Annotated in this window: 13 protein-coding genes and 3 pseudogenes; 3 read left to right on the top strand and 13 right to left on the bottom strand. The window is 70.3% G+C overall.

The features are described from left to right. Position 1 precedes the first annotated feature (1 nt). Together ABZS97_RS10355 and ABZS97_RS10350 are read right to left on the bottom strand one after the other, a co-directional pair. Positions 2–1,243, bottom strand: coding sequence for an extracellular solute-binding protein (locus ABZS97_RS10355; protein ID WP_356135787.1), 1,242 nt, complete (start codon positions 1,241–1,243; stop codon positions 2–4). 161 nt (positions 1,244–1,404) lie between these two features. Beyond that, on the bottom strand, positions 1,405–2,445 hold the full coding sequence (locus tag ABZS97_RS10350; protein WP_356135785.1) for a LacI family DNA-binding transcriptional regulator: 1,041 nt from the start codon (positions 2,443–2,445) through the stop codon (positions 1,405–1,407). A gap of 513 nt (positions 2,446–2,958) precedes the next feature. On the opposite strand from ABZS97_RS10350, the pseudogene ABZS97_RS10345 reads away from it, so the two are divergent. Together ABZS97_RS10345 and ABZS97_RS10340 are read left to right on the top strand one after the other, a co-directional pair. Further along, positions 2,959–3,254: pseudogene (locus ABZS97_RS10345) on the top strand (cellulosome protein); the annotation flags it as partial. A 65-nt stretch (positions 3,255–3,319) separates the two neighbouring features. Beyond that, positions 3,320–5,143 carry an RICIN domain-containing protein gene (locus ABZS97_RS10340; protein ID WP_356135784.1) on the top strand — a complete coding sequence of 608 codons (1,824 nt, stop codon included), beginning with the start codon at positions 3,320–3,322 and terminating at the stop codon, positions 5,141–5,143. Between the two features lie 87 nt (positions 5,144–5,230). Here ABZS97_RS10340 and ABZS97_RS10335 read toward each other — a convergent pair whose 3' ends face one another. From ABZS97_RS10335 to ABZS97_RS10310, 6 genes are all read right to left on the bottom strand, one after another. Beyond that, the gene (locus ABZS97_RS10335; protein ID WP_356135783.1) at positions 5,231–6,787 is read right to left on the bottom strand and encodes a serine/threonine-protein kinase; all 1,557 of its coding nucleotides are present in this window, start codon (positions 6,785–6,787) and stop codon (positions 5,231–5,233) included. A gap of 434 nt (positions 6,788–7,221) precedes the next feature. Next, on the bottom strand, positions 7,222–7,650 hold the full coding sequence (locus tag ABZS97_RS10330; protein WP_356135781.1) for a hypothetical protein: 429 nt from the start codon (positions 7,648–7,650) through the stop codon (positions 7,222–7,224). Beyond that, entirely contained in the window at positions 7,647–8,447 is an 801-nt protein-coding gene (locus ABZS97_RS10325; RefSeq protein WP_356135779.1) for an ABC transporter ATP-binding protein, read from the bottom strand. The genes ABZS97_RS10330 and ABZS97_RS10325 overlap by 4 nt, the downstream gene beginning before the upstream one ends. After that, on the bottom strand, positions 8,444–9,418 hold the full coding sequence (locus ABZS97_RS10320; RefSeq protein ID WP_356135813.1) for an iron ABC transporter permease: 975 nt from the start codon (positions 9,416–9,418) through the stop codon (positions 8,444–8,446). Before ABZS97_RS10320 ends, ABZS97_RS10325 begins: the two co-directional genes overlap by 4 nt. An 89-nt stretch (positions 9,419–9,507) precedes the next feature. Further along, entirely contained in the window at positions 9,508–10,551 is a 1,044-nt protein-coding gene (locus ABZS97_RS10315) for an ABC transporter substrate-binding protein (protein ID WP_356135777.1), read from the bottom strand. Positions 10,552–10,641: 90 nt separating this feature from the next. Then, positions 10,642–10,935 carry a hypothetical protein gene (locus tag ABZS97_RS10310; protein ID WP_356135775.1) on the bottom strand — a complete coding sequence of 98 codons (294 nt, stop codon included), beginning with the start codon at positions 10,933–10,935 and terminating at the stop codon, positions 10,642–10,644. Between the two features lie 110 nt (positions 10,936–11,045). On the opposite strand from ABZS97_RS10310, the gene ABZS97_RS10305 reads away from it, so the two are divergent. Beyond that, entirely contained in the window at positions 11,046–11,549 is a 504-nt protein-coding gene (locus ABZS97_RS10305) for a copper chaperone PCu(A)C (RefSeq protein WP_356135773.1), read from the top strand. 79 nt (positions 11,550–11,628) lie between these two features. On the opposite strand, the gene ABZS97_RS10300 is transcribed toward ABZS97_RS10305, so the two are convergent. The 5 genes and pseudogenes from ABZS97_RS10300 to ABZS97_RS10280 form a co-directional block, all read right to left on the bottom strand. Next, a complete protein-coding gene (locus ABZS97_RS10300; RefSeq protein WP_356135771.1) occupies positions 11,629–12,231 on the bottom strand; it encodes a sigma-70 family RNA polymerase sigma factor in 603 nt (200 codons plus the stop codon). Positions 12,232–12,497: 266 nt separating this feature from the next. Continuing rightward, positions 12,498–13,181 carry a hypothetical protein gene (locus ABZS97_RS10295; RefSeq protein ID WP_356135769.1) on the bottom strand — a complete coding sequence of 228 codons (684 nt, stop codon included), beginning with the start codon at positions 13,179–13,181 and terminating at the stop codon, positions 12,498–12,500. A gap of 164 nt (positions 13,182–13,345) precedes the next feature. Further along, a pseudogene (locus ABZS97_RS10290) lies at positions 13,346–13,855 on the bottom strand (copper chaperone PCu(A)C); the annotation flags it as partial. Continuing rightward, a pseudogene (locus ABZS97_RS10285) lies at positions 13,852–16,112 on the bottom strand (copper-translocating P-type ATPase). The pseudogenes ABZS97_RS10285 and ABZS97_RS10290, both read right to left, overlap by 4 nt. After that, a complete protein-coding gene (locus tag ABZS97_RS10280) occupies positions 16,012–16,254 on the bottom strand; it encodes a hypothetical protein (RefSeq protein ID WP_356135767.1) in 243 nt (80 codons plus the stop codon). The pseudogene ABZS97_RS10285 and the gene ABZS97_RS10280 overlap by 101 nt, the downstream one beginning before the upstream one ends. Positions 16,255–16,419 lie beyond the last annotated feature (165 nt).

Here is a 16,419-nt window from a genome sequence, read left to right as displayed (position 1 = left end):
ATCACTTGGCCGCTGACTGCGCCGAACTGAGCGCGTCCTTCGGGGACTTCGCGCCGCTGAGGGCGGACTGGACGGCCTTCCACATCTGCTCGGAGATCTTGGGGTACTTGGTGCCGAGGTCGTCGCTGGTGCGCCCCTTGGCCGCCTTCACCGCCTCGACCCATGGCTTCAGCTTGGCGTCGGCCGCCGCCTGCTTGTCCTGCACCTCGCTCGTGGGGGCCACGTAGGACAGCGTGGTGTCGGTGGGGTAGAGGTTCTCCGTGCTGGTCAGGCAGGACACCAGCTTCTGTGTGGTGGTGTAGCGGCCGGTGTCGCCCTGGACCGGGACGGTGACGAACTCGCCGCCGGTCGGGGCCGCGGCGTTGCCCCCGCCCGAGGCCGGGACGGGCAGGACCCCGTAGTCGAGGCCCGCCTTCTCGGCGTTGGCCAGCTGCCAGGTGCCGTTCTCCGCGAAGGCGTAGTCGCCGGTCGCGAACTCCTGCCAGCTGGTGGTCTGGGTGTTGTTGAGCACCGAGTTGGGGGCGTAGCCCTTCTTCACCCAGTCGGTCCAGAGGGACAGAGCCGACTCGCCCTGGGAGGAGTCGAGTTGGGTGAGCTTCGCGCCGGCACCCCAGAACCAGGGCAGGAACTGGAAGCTGCCCTCCTCCGTGCCTGTCGCGGAGAAGGTGATGCCCTTCTTGCCCGCCTTCTTGGTCTTCTCAAGGGCCGCCGTCAGGGACGACCAGTCCTTGACCGAGGCGATGTCGACGCCCGCGGCCTTGAGGACCTTCTTGTTGTAGTAGAGGGCCAGGGTGTTGGCGCCGATGGGCGTTCCGTACGTCTTTCCGCCCGACTGGCCCGCGGCGAGCAGGTTGGGGTCGACCTTCGAGGTGTCCACCTTGTTGTCGGCGGTCGTGGTGAGAACCCCTGCTTCCGCGAGGGTCGACACCACGGGGTTGTCGACGATGAGCACGTCCGGGGAGTTGCTCTGCTGGGCCGCCAGCAGCGCCTTGTTCGCCAGGTCGCTGGTGTCGAACGCGGTCCGCTTGATCTTGACGCCGGCCTTGCTCCCACAGCCGTCCAGCAGCTTCGCCCAGGCCGAACCCTTGGCGAACTGCGGGTAGGGATCCCAGACGGTGTACGTGCCGCCGCCGTCTTCCTTCGCGGACGAACTGCCGCCGGACGAGCAGGCGGTGGTGCCGGTGGCGAGGGCGACGACGGTCAGGGCCACGGCGGTGAGCCGCCGTCCGGTAACTCTGTTCATGGCGCGTTCCTTTGTGATGTCGGCAGGTTGGGAGTTGGGAAATGCGTCGGCAAGGGCATGCCGGCGGAGCGGTCGACAGGCGGCCGGCCAGGGCGGGCCGGTGAAGGGGCGGCGGATCGTCCGCGGGGACGACGGGCCGCAGAACTGGGAGGGGCTCGGGGTCAGATGTTCGCGTCGCAACCGGCGCTCGGGAGGGCCTGGCCGGGCCCGGTGCTGGCGCGCAGGGAGATCGGTGGAGCCAACAGGTGATGGCGAGGCGCCGTCCCGGGACGGTCGAGTCGTTCGACGAGCAGATCCACGGCGAGGCGCCCCATCTCCTCCGCCGGCACGTCCGCCGCGGTGAGCTGCGGAGTCATCGTCTCCGCCCACCGCTCGGCCACGACGCCGGTGACGGAGAAGTCGCGCGGAACGTGGCGGCCCGCCACAGCCAGACCCCGGTAAATGCCTCCCAGGGCCGCCTCGTTCAGCGTGACCAGCGCCGTGGTGGCCGGATCGTCGTGCAGGATCCGTTCCACACACGCCTGGCCCGAGGAGGCATCGTCACCGCAGCAGTACGTCCGTGCGGTGAGTCCGCGTTCGGCCGCGGCTTTGGTGAAGCCGTCCAGCCCGCGGTGCGCCGACTCGTAGCCGGCATGCAGCAGGTGCTCGGGCCGGTTCACGAAGGCGATCCTTCGGTGGCCCAGGTCGGCGAGGTGGTGAACGCAGGCAGCCGCCAGCGCGGTGTGGTCCAGGCCGACCCACCAGTCGTTGTCCGGGTGTTCGGTGCGGCCGATGCAGACGGCGGGGAAGTCCTCGGCGACGAGGTGGTCGACGCGGTCGTCCTGCAGCCTGATCTCCATCAGGATCGCTCCGTCCACCCGCCGCTCGGCCAGCAGCCGCTGGAAGGAGCGGTCGCTGTCCACGCCACTCGGCGAGAGCAGCACGTCGTAGTCGAAGGTCGCGGCCGCCTCCACCACGCTGCCGATGAAGTCGAGTTGCATGCCGGTGTAGTGGTTGCCGGCCGGCGGGAAGACCAGACCGAGAGTGCTGGTCCGGCCGTTGGCCAGGGCACGCGCGCTCGCGTTGGGCCGATAGCCCAGCTCGTCGATGACCCGCTGGATCTTGCGGCGGGTCTCCTCCGACACCGAGCGCTTACCGCTCAGGGCGTAGGACACGGTGCTCCGCGAGACACCGGCCCTCTTGGCGATCTCACCGATGTTCACGGCACTCCTTCATCGAGCGAGTCGAACCGGTTCACTCTCGATCCGGCTGTTCGAGTCAGTTGTCGAACCGGTTCGATGAAGGGAAAGTAGGAGCGCCTCCGACGGTTGTCAATACCTTGCGCACGCTTACAGGAAACCGCACCCCTATTGATGTCAGAAGTATTGCTGGCTCGTTTCCAAGGGTGCTAGCTTCCGGCGAACCGGTTCGATACAGCCCCATTCGCCGTCTCGTTTGCCCAGGCGGGGCCGCGCTGCATCAGGGGCAACCGGCTCGCGAGAGATCGAATCGGTTCGATTCGAGAACAGACGGATCACCTCACGGAGACCTCAGTGCGACGCAGACGCAGCAGCACAAGAGCGGGCACCGGTGCCGCCGCCGTAGCGGCCTCGCCGCACGAAGGCACAGGACGGGCGTCAGCATCCGGGAGCGGACGCCCTGGAGGCGCTGCCGTCGTTCGTGGACTCCGGCGGCACGGACGTCTTCATCCACCTGACGGACATCTACCGCGGCTCGCCCAACAGGCGCCCGCGACCCACTGCAACCCCGACCCGATCGCCCGCCACGCGACGCCAACCGCTCGGTCAACGGCGGGCCGGCCCGCAGGGTGCTGTTCCCGACGGCCTTCCACGGCAGCAACGTCCGGGACCTGACCGTCCCGCTCACGCTGAAGAAGGGCACCAACCGGCTCACGTTCACCGCGGACGAGCTGCCCGACTTCAACGGCGACACCTACAACCAGTACGACCAGCGGTCGCCGTACGCGCCGGTCATCGACCGGATCGCCGTCACCCCGCTCGCTGAGAAGTAGGGGACGAAGCTCCCCCTCTCCGCCTCCCTCCCTTCCCTCCCCCTCCCCTGATGAAAGAGCCGCACATGCGCCTGCGTTCACCACGCCCACTCTCCACAGCGGCCGTCCTGCTGGCAGCCCTGGCGGCGAGCCTGCTGCCGGCCACCGCCTCGCACGCCGCCGACACCGGCGTCACCGTGGACTTCGCCACCGCCGGAGGCGCTCCCACGTACCACGCCTCCGGCATGATCTACGGGATGACCCCGGACGGCTCGCTGCCCCAGGACCACTTCTTCAAGGACATCAAGTGGCACCTCATGCGGGCCGGCGGCGCCCAGCTCAACAGCGGGGGCTACGCCACCAGCCTCGCCGACTACCAGACCCGCTGGAAGTCCACCCTCGCGCAGTACAAGCGGACCACGGCGCTCGGCGGCACGTTCGTGCTGCTGCCGCACGACCTGTGGGGCGCCGACGGCACCACCAGTCAGGGCTGGCCCGGCGACAACGGTGACTGGACGCAGTTCGACGCCTTCGTCACCCAGCTCATAGGCGACGTCAAGGCCAACAACATGACCGTCCAGTGGGACCTGTGGAACGAGCCGGACGGCAGCGGCTTCTGGGGTGCCTCGCAGACCCAGTACCTGCAGATGTGGTCGCGGTTCTACGCCAAGGTCCGCGCCGCGTTCCCGGGCCGGCTGATCGTCGGGCCCAGTATCGCGGGTCAGCCGAACTCCTCCAACTCCTGGTGGAAGACGTTCCTTTCGTACGCCAAGGCCAACAACGTCGCCCCGGACATCTGGAGTTGGCACGATGAGCCGGGCGACCCGGTCACCGACGTGGGCCGCGCCGACTCCACCCTCGCCGCGGCCGGGTTGACCAACTCCCGGCCGTACCAGATCAACGAGTACGCCACGGCGTCCATGCAGTCCCCCGGTGGTGGCGCCTGGTTCATGGGCCGTCTGGAGCGGGCCGGGGCGGACGGCCTGCGCGGCAACTGGGCTTCGGGCACCAACCTGCACGACTACGAGGCCAATCTGCTCACCAAGAACAGTGCCGGCCAGTACGTGCCGCTCGGCGAGTGGTTCATGTACCGCTACTACGGCTCGCAGACCGGCAACATCGTCAACCTCGTCCCGGGTACCGGCACCGACGGCCTGGCCACCAAGGACAACTCCGCGAAGAACGCCAAGATCCTGCTCGGCAGCAGCGGCAACACCGGCACGGTCACCGTCAACCTCACCGGCCTGAACACGACTTCGACGGTGGAGAGCGGCAAGGTCCGTGCCGTCGTCCAGCGCGTCCCGTACAACAACGGGGCAGCGGTGTCCGGCCCGGAGACCATCTCCGACACCACCCTGACGGTCAGCAACAACGCGGCCTCGCTGTCCATCCCCTGGTCCAACGCCAAGGACGGCTACACCGTCACGCTCCTGCCGCCGTCCAACACCGCCGTCTCCACGGTCGCCGTCAGCCAGAACAGCGGGCAGTGCCTGGACGACACCGGCCTGAGCACCGCCAACGGCACGCAGTACCAGCAGTACTACTGCGAAGGCGGCTACCAGCAGATGCTGGACCTCAAGCCGGTCTCGGGCCGGACCAACACCTACACCGTCGTCAACGAGCTCAGCGGCAAGTGCCTTGATGTCGCGGGCGCTTCCACGGCCGAGGGTGCCTCCGTCGGCCAGTACACCTGCAACGGCGGCACCAACCAGATGTTCACCCTCAACCCCGTCACCGCACTCGGCAACAGCCACGACTACCAGCTCGTGGCCGTGCACAGCGGCAAGTGCGTCGACGTCTCGGACGTCTCCACCCAGCCACGGGCCCTGATCCACCAGTGGACCTGCGACTCCGCGGGCGCACTCGGCACCAAGAAGAACCAGATCTGGCGGCTCCAGGGCAAAGCCTGAGCTTCCGCTCCGGCTATGCACTCCCGCTCTGTGTTCCCCGACGCGACCGGGGAGCACGGAGCGGCTCGTCGGCCGGGCCGGTTGTCGTCACTCGCACAGGGACTTGTAGGTCTCCGCGTCCTTCTCCCACTGGTCGACCCCGGCGCTGAAGGCCTCCTGGTAGGTGTCGAGCTGAGTGGAGTCACCGCGGTCGCGCGCGGAGTACGCCCCTGCCGCGCTGTCGCTCAGGGTCCGGCTGTCGTTGGCGAGGGCTCGGATCGTGGAGGCCACCTCGGAGTCCTCCGCCGCGTCCGCGGCCGAGTCGAGGTTCGATGCCAGCGCGCTCAGCGAGGCGGACGACGCGTCGTCGAAGGTGTCGCTGTTCGAGGAGATCGCCTGGGACGCCTGCTCGCAGCCGGGGTCGGTCGTGTCCTCCTCGGTGGACTCGTCGTCCGTGTCCGTGTCCGTGTCCGTGCCGGATGTGTAATCCGTCGTCGGTGTGTAGCTGGGGGCCGAGTAACCCGGCGAGTCGGACGGCTCGCCGTCGGACTTGACCCAGTCGAGGACTTTCTGCGGGCCGATGGCGACGACCACGATGAACAGCAGGGCGGCCAGGCAACCGATCCCGGTGAGAAGCGAGTTGTCCTGCCCGGAAGGGGGCGTGGTGCCGCCTGTGGGCGACTTGGCGTCGCCGGCCTTACGGGTGGCGCCCGGCTCTCTCCTGACCTCTGCCTTCTTGGCCACCTTCTTGGTCTCAATGGTTTTCGTGTACTTGGCCGTCCCGTACCCGGCGAGCGAGGTCGCCACGGTGTCCGGCAGCCAGGACCCGGCGAGGCTCACGGTCTCGCCCTGGATCCGCTCACGTGCGTACTCCATGACCTCGCCGACGGACGGCCGCTTGCCCGGCTCCTTGGCGAGGCACCGCTCGACGACCGCGCGGAGCTCGGGATCGCAACCGCCCAGCTCCGGCTCCTCGTTGATGATCCGGAAGAACATGGCCTCCGGGTTTCCCTCGCCGAAGGCGGTCCGTCCCGTCGCGGCGAACACCGCGAGGTTGCCGAGGGCGAACACATCCACGGCCGGGCTCGCGGAGTGTCCGCGGATCTGCTCGGGAGCCATGAACGCGGGTGTGCCGACGCGCACATGCGTACTGGTGAGGGTGGTGGCGTCGGCGGCGTGCGCGATGCCGAAGTCGATGACGCGCGGACCGTCGTCGGCAAGCAGGATGTTGGCGGGCTTGAGGTCCCGGTGGATCAGCTCGCAGGCGTGGATCGCGGTGAGCCCTTCGGCGACACCCGCCAGGAGCCGGAACACCGTGGTCAGCGGGAACGGGCCGTGCTCGGTGACGGCCTGGTGCAGGGAGGGCCCGGGCACATACGCGGTGGCCAGCCAGGGCAACGCCGCCTCGCTGTCGGCGTCCACGACGGGTGCGGTGTAGAGGCCCTGGACGCGCTGCGCGGCGTCGATCTCCTTGCGGAAGCGGCGCCGGAACTCGTCGTCCTCGGCGTAGTCGGGCCGTACGACCTTGACGGCGAGGGCCCTTCCGCCCGGGGTGAAGGCCAGATAGACGCGGCCCATGCCGCCGGCGCCGAGCCGGGCGCGTAAGTCGTATCCGCCGACACTTCTCGGATCGTCGGCGGTAAGTGGTTTGAACCGGTCGGCCATGCGCACCCCCGTGCTGCCTCGCCACCATGTTGGATACCTGAACTATCCCATGGAATCTCGACCATGTCCCATGCACCTGCAGGAAGTTCACAGAGCCCCCATGACTGCCCTGGCGCCGGCCATCCTGCCCGCGACGCGGGGCTGGGCGGCCACGGCTGACCGCCTCGTCGCGAGAGCGGACAGCCCGAGTCGTCGCCGCATCCGACCATCACAACGGCCGGTGCAGGCGGTGGCCCCTCGGCGGGCTACATGGAGAGGGTCGTCCGGCGCTGCTGACCCGCTCCGGGGTCCAGCAGTCGGCGGATGCGCGCGTACTCGGCGGACATCTCCGGTGCGGCGAGGAAGTCGTCGAAGTCGGCGGAGACCTCGTGCTCGACGTTCTCGATGGAGCGGATGGCGAGTTCGTAGAGCTCCCCGCGCCGGTTCTGCTCCAGTTAGCTGTGCCGGTGCGCCAACGCCCTGATGACGGTGAGGAGTCCGGTGTCCAGCTCGTCATCGCCCAGGATGCCGTCGTAGATCGTCGCAAGCTTGTCGTGCAGCTCGGCGGCACTGATCGTCAGGATGTTCGCGCAGGCAGCTACGAGCGCCGCCCGGGCATCCGCCGTGAGTTCGTCCTCGGCGGCATCGCGGAACAGCTCCGGCCGTACCAGGCGAGTGACCGTCTCCTGCGCGAACGTACGGACACTCTCGTCGGTGGCTGCGACGATCAACTGAAGGATGTCCGCCTCGAGTTCGCTGTAGTTCACGCCCGCAGCCCAGTGACCGGCGGCCCGTCGGGCTGCGCCGGTGGAGCGCCGTTCGGCAGGCGTCCGGATGGCCTGCCAGTACGAGCCGCACAACACGTGCGCGAACGTGTGCGTCACCGATCCACCGGCTCGGGCTCCCGGGCGTCGGCGAGGGGCTGGGCGGCATAGGTGATGCGGACGACGCCGTCCGCGTGGCGTTCCGCCTCGCCCCGGACGCCGAAGACGTCGCAAAGGAGGCCCGGCGTCAGGACCTCCAGGACCGGTCCGGCCGCCACCACTTCACCGTCGTGGAGCACGACGAGGTGGTCGCAGAGCCGGGCGGCGAGGTCGAGGTCGTGCAGGACCGCCAGGGTGGTGATGCCGGTACTGCGGATGAGGTCCAAGAGTTCGAACCGGGCACGGATGTCGAGGTGGTTGGTGAGCTCGTCCAGCACGAGCAGCTGTGGGCGCTGGGCCAGGGCGCGGGCGAGCAGGACGCGTTGGCGTTCGCCGCCGGAGAGCGTGGCGTAGTCCCGGTCCGCGAAGGGGGTGACACCGCAGCGCGCCACCGCCTCGGCGACGGCCTCGCGGTCCTCGGATCCGTCCCGGCCCAGCAGACCGTGGTGGGGGGTGCGGCCGAGGGCGACGATCTCGGTCACCGTCAGACCGGTGGTGGTGCCGGAGTCCTGGAGGACGGCCGCGGTGCGGCGGGCGGCAGTGCGGGTGGAGAGCTCCCATACGTCGTCGCCGCCCACTCTGACCACTCCCCCGGCGGGGCGCAGTGAGCGGTAGACCGTGCGGAGCAGGGTGGATTTGCCGCTGCCGTTGGGTCCCACGAGCCCGACGATGTCGCCCTTGGCGGCCTCCAGGTTCACCTCGCGGAGAATGGGCCGGCGGTCCAGGGTGATGTGGAGCTGGTCCACGGTCAGTTTCATACGGTGTCCAGGCCCTTGTTGCGGCGCAGCAGCCACAGGAAGAAGGGGGCGCCGAGCAGGGCGGTGAGGATGCCCAGCGGGAGTTCGTTGGGGCGGGTGAGGGTGCGGGAGAGGAGGTCCACGAGGACGAGGTAGACGGCGCCCAGGAGTGCCGTCAGCGGGATGAGCCTGCGGTGGTCGGCGCCGGTGGTCAGGCGGACCAGGTGGGGGATCATCAGGCCGACGAAGCCCACCCCGCCCGCTACGGCGATGACCGTGCCGGTGAGCAGGGCGCTGATGACGAGCAGGATGGCCCGCAGCCGGTTGACGTCCACGCCGAGGGCGGTGGCGGACTCGTCGCCGGCGAGCAGGGCGTTGAGCCGCCGTCCGAACAGGGTCAGCAGGATCGTGCTCGCCAGTACGACGACCGTGACGGTGGGCAGTTGGCTCCACTGGGCACCGGCGACGCTGCCGAGCATCCAGAACATCACCGTCCGCAGCTCGGTCGGCGTCGCCAGGAGCTGGACGAAGCTGCTCATCGAGAGCAGCACGTAGCCGACCGCGACCCCGGCCAGCACCACCCTGGTGGGGGCGAGCCGGCCCTGTCGCTGCCCCAGGACGAAGACCAGGGCCCCAGCGGCCAGGGCGCCGACGAAGGCCGCGCCGGACACGCCGAGCGCGCCCAGGCCTCCCAGGGCCGCACCGCCGAGGGTGATGACCAGGACCGCGCCCAGCGAGGCACCGTAGGAGAAGCCGAGGACGACGGGGTCGGCGAGCGGATTGGTGACCAGGGTCTGCAGCACCGCCCCGGCGACCGCCAGGCCCGCGCCGACCAGGGCCGCCAGAGCGACCCGGGGGGCCCGGAAGGTCCACACGATCTGGTCCAGTGCGGGGTCCGTGGTGGCGCCCTGGCCGGTGAGGTGGTGAAGGAGGATCCCCCACACGTCACCGACGGGGATGTTGACCGCGCCGATGCTCACCGCCACCACCATGACCGCGACGAGCACGACCAGCAGCACGCCTGCGGCGAGCGACAGGCGCAGGCCGTTCAGGCCACGACCGTTGGGGCCGTGTTGGCCGTTCAGGCCTTGTCGGGGTGCAGCATTTCGGCGATCTTCTCGACCGCCACGTCGTTGCTGGGGCCGAGGTACATCGAGTCCGACAGTGCCACGTACTTGTTGTTCTTCGCGGCCGGCCACTGGGGGAACTCCTTCAGCAGTTTCCTGGCGTAGGCCGCCGGGTTCGGGTCGTTGTAGCCGATGACGACGAGGGCGTCGACGTCGGTGGCGGCCACCTTCTCCTTGCTCAGATCGGCGAAGGAGGTCTTGGAGGCGTTCTCGAAGGCGTTGGAGCCGCCGGCCTTGGCGAGGATGTCGTTGTAGATGCCCTCGGCGACGACCGAGCTGAAGTCGTTCCCGCCCATGGCCATGTTGGAGAACAGGACCATGACCTTGGGCCGCTTCTCGCCCTTCACCTTGGCGGCGACCTCGGCGATGTGCTTTTCCGAGGCGGCGACGATCTTCTCGGCCTCGCCGCGCTTGTTGAAGATCTTGCCCATGTCGCGCAGCAGGGTGTAGCTGTCGGCGATCGTCATCCTGGTGGTGTCCTGGTCGCAGCCCTGCGGGGACACATAGCTGTTCGCGCCGGCCTGCTTCAACTGCTCGCGGGTCGCGAAACCGTTCTTCGCGTCGAAGCCGTACGACGTCGTCGACAGCACCAGGTCCGGGCGCAGCCCGATCATCGCCTCGCGCGGGATGTCGTAGGCATCGTTGAGTTTGACGTCGCCGTTGGGCAGTGCCTTGATGGCGGCGGCGCGGCCCGCGACCTCGGACATGCCGTAACTCTGCTGACTGGCCACGATCTTGTCCTGGACGCCGAGGGCAAGGAGCGTCGAGACCTCGGCGACCGAGGCCCCGTTCATCACGACGACCCGGCTGGGCTCCTCGGTGATCTTCTCCGAGTCCCCGCAGTTCTCGAGGGTCACCGGGTAGCCGGACTTCGCGGCTGCCGCCGCCGGCTTGCCGTCGGCGTCTCTGTCCCTGTCGGTCGAGGAATCGGCGCAGCCCACCGTGACCAGACACAGGACGCCGGCCAGGGCGATGGCGACGGGCCGTCTCTTCGACATACGTGCTCCTTGCAGCGGGGTGCCCGTGGGGCGACGGGCTCTGTTGCAGTAGTCGGGAGTCGAAGCCGATGAGTTCCCGCATGATCCCAACTACTTTGTGGGAGTGGGCAGATGACCTCTCTGCCCGTCCGGGGCGGGCAGGGCGCCGGTGGTGACGCAGTGGTCGAGGTGGCGGAAGACGAGGTCCCGGTCGGCGGGCGGGTAGGTGATGCCGCTGCCCCGCAGTCCGGTCACGACGTTGTCGGCGCGCACGCGTCCCAGGCGTGGGTCGGGGCCTGTGGCATCGGGGGTCGTTTCCCAGGAGTGGAAGAAGGCGAGCGTGGTCGCCGCGATGCCGGAGGAACGCGGCAGCTCCGGCACCCCGTCGCGGACCGAGCTCCGCACGAGTCCTTCCCGCCGTCACCGTGTCGGAACCGGTCGGCTCGGCAGGCACGGGGAACCAGACAGGACCGCGCCCCGACCACTGACACATGGAGCGGAATAGCCAGACGCGCGTGCCGCGCCGAACTCGGAACACCCGGCTCGCCGACGTCTTGTGGGCCGTCGTACCGCCGTTGGGCGCCTCCGTCGGTGCGCTGGCCGTGCTGGCGGGCTACGCCGCGACCGGCGCGGCAGGCGATCCACCGCCCAGGGTCAGGGTCGTCGACGCGCGCGTCATCGCGGCACCCGCCGGCTCCGGCGCCACCCGCGCGTACTTCGAGATCCGCAACACCGGCCCGTCGACGGACACCCTGCTGTACGCGGACTCGCCGGAACTGGGCATCAGTATCCTTCGCCGGACGGTGAGCCGGAACGGCAGTGAACTCACGGACTCCGTAAAGGCCGTGGAGGTTCCGGCGGGCGGCACGGTACGCATGACACCGGGCGGACTCATGGTCGGGATCCTGGATCCACCCGTCCTCAAAGCAGGGCAGCAGGTGCCGTACCTTCTGTGGTTCAAACAGAGCGGGAAGGTCGCCGTCCGGGCGACCGTGGTCGAGGCGGTGCCCGTGAGGTGAGCTCCGGTGGCCAGGTCATGAGGACGCCGGGAGGGGCGTCGGTGTCCCGCGAACCCCGGGGGGACCGGCGCCCCTCCCGTCACGCGGCGACGGCAGCGGGGGCCCCGGATCCCTCGGCGTCGTCAAGAAGCTCGACGAGAGTCGCGCGGGCCCGTGCCACCCGGGAGCGGATCGTCCCGACCGGGCAGCCGCCGGCCACGGCGGCCTCGTCGTAAGGCAGCCCGGTCAACTGGGTGAGGACGAACGCCTCGCGGCGCTCGGCGGGCAGCGCGTCGAGCAGGTCGAGCAGGGCCACGCCGTCGTCGAATCCGGGCAGACCGCTGGGCTGGGCACGCTCGGCCCAGGTCGTCCAGTCGTCCACGTCGGCCGTCCGCGGCCGGGCGGCGGCGTACCGCAGGCTGTCGACGACCGTGCGGCGTGCGATGGACAGCAGCCAGGTGCGTGCCGACGAGCGCCCCTCGAACCGGTGCAGGCTGCCGAGCGCCCGCAGGAAGGTGTCCTGTGCGAGGTCGTCGGCCAGTTGGCGGTCGGCGGAGAGGTACGTGATGTAGCGGACGACGTCCGGGTGCAGGGCACGCACGAAGCGGTCGACGGCGTCAGGGTCGCCGGTGCGGGCGGCGAGAGCCCAGACGGTGGCCGGATCGTCGGGCGTCGCCCACGCGACGGGCTGATCGGACGCCATGCGCCCCGCGTCGCGTTTCCTGGACGGGAGGGGGAGGACAGGAGTGATCACCTGATGTCCTTCTCGGGTGGTCCGGACCGATCCCGCGATGAGGCACGCCTGCGAGCGCCTGTTGGGCACGCCGGGCGTGTGCTCCCCGCTGCGGGAAGTCCCGGGACGGGAGTGGGATGAGGGCGTACGACGTGCACGCCCCGTGCCCGAGGCCGCCAGACCCGCGGAACCGACAGACGCGGAACCGACAGGACGGCCTCGGGGAGCCGGCTGTCTCAGATGACAGCGGTCCCGGCCGGAGGCCCCCGAGAGATGATCGTGTGTGTGAGCGTCAGCCGCGGGATCCGCTGCTCGGCACGCTCGCGCGTCGGCCGCAGACCGGGCCGACGCGGTGGAACGGGCAGGGATACGAGGGGCAGTCGCAGCGGAGCGGCCAGCCACCCGGCGACGGCCCGCAGGAGACGGAACGCGGCACGCTCGCCGTAGGCCAGCCACAGACCGGTCAGCAGAGCGGCGAGCGTGTGGGCGGCGAGCATGCCCGGCGACGACAAGCCGCCGGCGCCGTGGGCCATGTGGCCGAGATGCTCGGCGTGCGCCGCGTGGCCTCCGCCCATGGAGCCCATGTCCATCGCGTCCATGGACATCGAACCCATGGACATGCCGCTCATGTCCCGCGCCACGGAGCCCGTGCCGGATCCCGACGCCGCCGACTGGCCCCACGAGAAGGCCGAGTGGAGCGCTGCTTGCGCGACGACCACGACAGACACCACAAGCGGGAGTCCGCGCTCACGGCCCGCCAGAGTCCAGCCGACTCCGCTCGTGGCGGCGAACCCGGCGGACAGCGTCCACCAAGGCACGGTGGAGCCCGACATGAGTACGTGTCCAAGGGCAGCGAGCAGCACGCAGACGGCCGCGAACACCGCGGCTCGTACCGTGCGCGCACCCCACCCGACAGTCATGACGGCCTCATCCTCGCATCCGGGCTCCGCTCGTCACGGGTGGGTACGCAAGAAACCCGGGCCCGCCACTCACTCAGAAGAGAGTGATACAGGACACAAGGGTCTGCAGGAACCCGACGGACAGTCCGACCGACCACTGCAGACGGGCCGTCATGTGCCGTCCTGCCCGGATGAACCACCACCGCCAGGGTCTTCACAGCTCCGCTGCGCTCGAAGTGCAGTGTGAACGAGACGAGGTCACCGGGCTGCCAGCCCTTCTTCGCCGGCACTATCACGTCGAGGCCGTCCGGCGACATGGTGAGGCCCTCGCCGGCCGGGACTGCGACGGAGTCCACCGTCTGGTCGGAGGCCCTGTAGGAGCTGGTCATGGCATGACGGCTCAGGGTGGGCTCGCCGGTGCCGGCCTCGGCGGAGGTCACTTTCAGCAGGCGGTCCGCCGCGCCCCCACTGTTGGTGATCCGGAAGAAGGCCGCCGTGACCGGGGTGGCGCCCGAGGGCGCGAACACCTTGCCGCCGGTGACCTCGATCCGGGCCGGACTGCCGGCGTTGCCGTAGGCGGTCCATGTGCTCAGTCCGCCGAGCGCGAGACCGCACACGGCGAGGGGTGCGAGCAAGGCCGGAAGGGTGTCGGTGAGCCGGCGGCGGGTCGGGCGCCACGGGCGCTGTTCGGTCATCGGGCAGTTCTCCGGGAGGCGGGTGAGGTCGAGGGCGAGGGCTGCCAGGCGCGCAGCCGCAGGCTGTTGGCGACGACCAGCACCGAGCCGGCCGACATGGCCGCCGCGGCCAGCATCGGGTTGAGCAGGCCGACCATGGCGAGCGGGACGGTGACGACGTTGTAGCCGAAGGCCCAGACGAGGTTCGCGCGGATCGTGCCCAGGGTGCGCCGGGCCGGCACAACCGCGTCCGCGAGGGTCTCGATGTCACCTCGCACGAGGGTCACGTCGGCGGCGCCGATGGCCACGTCCGTGCCGCTGCCCATGGCGATTCCGAGGTCGGCACCCGCCGGCGCGGCGGCGTCGTTCACACCGTCGCCGACGACCGCGACCCGGTAGCCCTGCTCCTTCAACTCCCGTACGAGCTCGGCCTTGCCCTCGGGTGTGCAGCGGGCGTGCACCTCCTCGATGCCGAGCGCCTCGGCGACGGCACGGGCCGGTGCCTCCCGGTCGCCGGTGGCCAGCACGGGCCGTACGCCGAGCCGCCGCAGCCGGTCCACCGCGCGGTAGCTGCCGGGCCGTACGACGTCCCCGATCTCGATCAGTGCTTCGACCGTGCCGTCCACCCGGACCATCACGGGCGTACGGGCGGCGGACTCGGCCCCCGCCAGAGCCTCCGCGAGCACGCCGGGCAAGTCGTCGTCGGGCGACAGGACTTCGACGATCCGTCCCTCGACGCGCCCCCGCACACCACGGCCCGGCAGCGCGCTGAACTCGCTCACCTCCGGCAGCCGCCGCTCGCCCGACCCCCGCCGTGCGTGGGCGCAGACGGCCCGGCCGAGCGGATGTTCCGAGCCCTGTTCCACGGCCCCGGCCAACCGCAGCACCGCATCGCTCCCCAGCCCTTCCGGCAGGGCGGTGACCTTGGCGACGGTCATGTGGCCGGTGGTCAGGGTGCCGGTCTTGTCGAGGACGACGGCGTCGAGATGCTGAAGGCCCTCCAGCGCCTGCGGCCCGGTGACGAGGACGCCGAGCTGGGCGCCCCGGCCGGTGGCGGCCAGCAGCGCGGTCGGCGTCGCGAGCCCGAGCGCGCACGGACCGGCCACGACGAGCACCGCGACACACGCGGTGATCGCCGCCTGCGGATCGGCTCCCGCGCCCAGCCAGAACCCGAGCGCGGTGACGGCCAGCGCCGGCACGACCGGTACGAAGACACCGGCGGCCGAGTCGGCCAGCCGCTGCGCCCGCGCCTTGCCCGCCTGCGCCTCGGTCACCAGCCGGGCGATCCGGGCGAGCTGGGTGTCCGCGCCGACCGCCGTGGCCCGTACGAGCAGCAGTCCGCCGGCGTTGACGGCCCCACCGACCACGGCCGAACCGGGCCCGACCTCCACCGGCTCGCTCTCACCGGTGACCAGCGAGAGGTCCACGGCCGAACTGCCCTCCGTCACCTGCCCGTCGGTGGCCACCCGCTCGCCGGCCGCACGACGAACACCTGCCCGGCCCTCAACTCCTCGATGGAGATGAGCCGTTCGAGGCCGCCGCCCTCCCGTACGGACACCCCCTTGGCCGCGAGCCGGGCCGGCGAGCGCAGCGCCTCACCGGTTCCGTGCCGCGCCCGCGCCTCCAGGAACCGCCCGGCGAGCACGAACAGCGGTACGCCGACGGCCGCTTCGAGGTAGATGTGCGCGACGCCGTCGGAGGCGGTGGGCACGAGGGTGAACGGGGGGTCGCCGGCACCGCCGAGGAACAGCGCGTACGACGACCATGCGAAGGACGCCACCACGCCCAGTGACACCAAGGTGTCCATGGTGGCCGCCGAGTGCCGTAGCCCCCGGACCGCCCGCGTGTGAAAGGGCCAGGCACCCCACACGGCGACGGGTGCGGCGAGCGCGAAGCACAGCCACTGCCAGTTCCGGAACTGCAGTTCGGGGGCCATCGACAGAACGAGCACAGGGAGGGCGAGCAGGGCGGTGACAACCAGGCGGTGGCGTTCCTGCCGGGTGCCTTCGGACTCGTCGCCTTCGTGGGTGGCGGACTCCTCCTTCCTCGGCGGTTCGGGCAGGGCGGCGGTGTATCCGGCCTTGTCGACGGTGGCCACGAGTTCGTCCGGGCCGATGCCCGCCGGATGACTCACGCGAGCCGTTCCCGTGGCGGGACGGTCAGGCGTTGGGCGCCCATCAGCCGTGTCCCCCGTGCATGTCGTCCATGTCTCCCGTGTCGTCCGGGCCTCCGGAACCGTCGCCGCTGGTGCTGGTGCCGTGCATTCCGGGTGCGACAGGGCCTGCGCCGACGCCCACGGCGTAGGACACCGTGAAGATCAAGGCCAGCAGCAGGAGGAAACCGCAGAGCGCGGGCGGGGGTGCCGCTTTCCGCAGTACTGCGCCCACGCCGCCTGAGGAGGATTGCCGGGACTCGTCCATCAACCGCGTCTCCAGGTCACGTCGTACGACGTCGTTCGGAGTCGCGCCGTACCGAAGGAGTAGTCGGAGCGGGGACGGACCGAGTTCCGGCGGGCTTGTGTGGCGCCAGTCACAGGAGAGTTCAGGCGGTCCGCCTCAGGAGCGGCGCGGGTTCTCCGGCTCGTC

This window comes from Streptomyces sp. NPDC005485, assembly GCF_040606085.1.
Taxonomy (GTDB): domain Bacteria; phylum Actinomycetota; class Actinomycetes; order Streptomycetales; family Streptomycetaceae; genus Streptomyces.
This window is presented reverse-complemented; position numbering and strand designations above follow the sequence as displayed.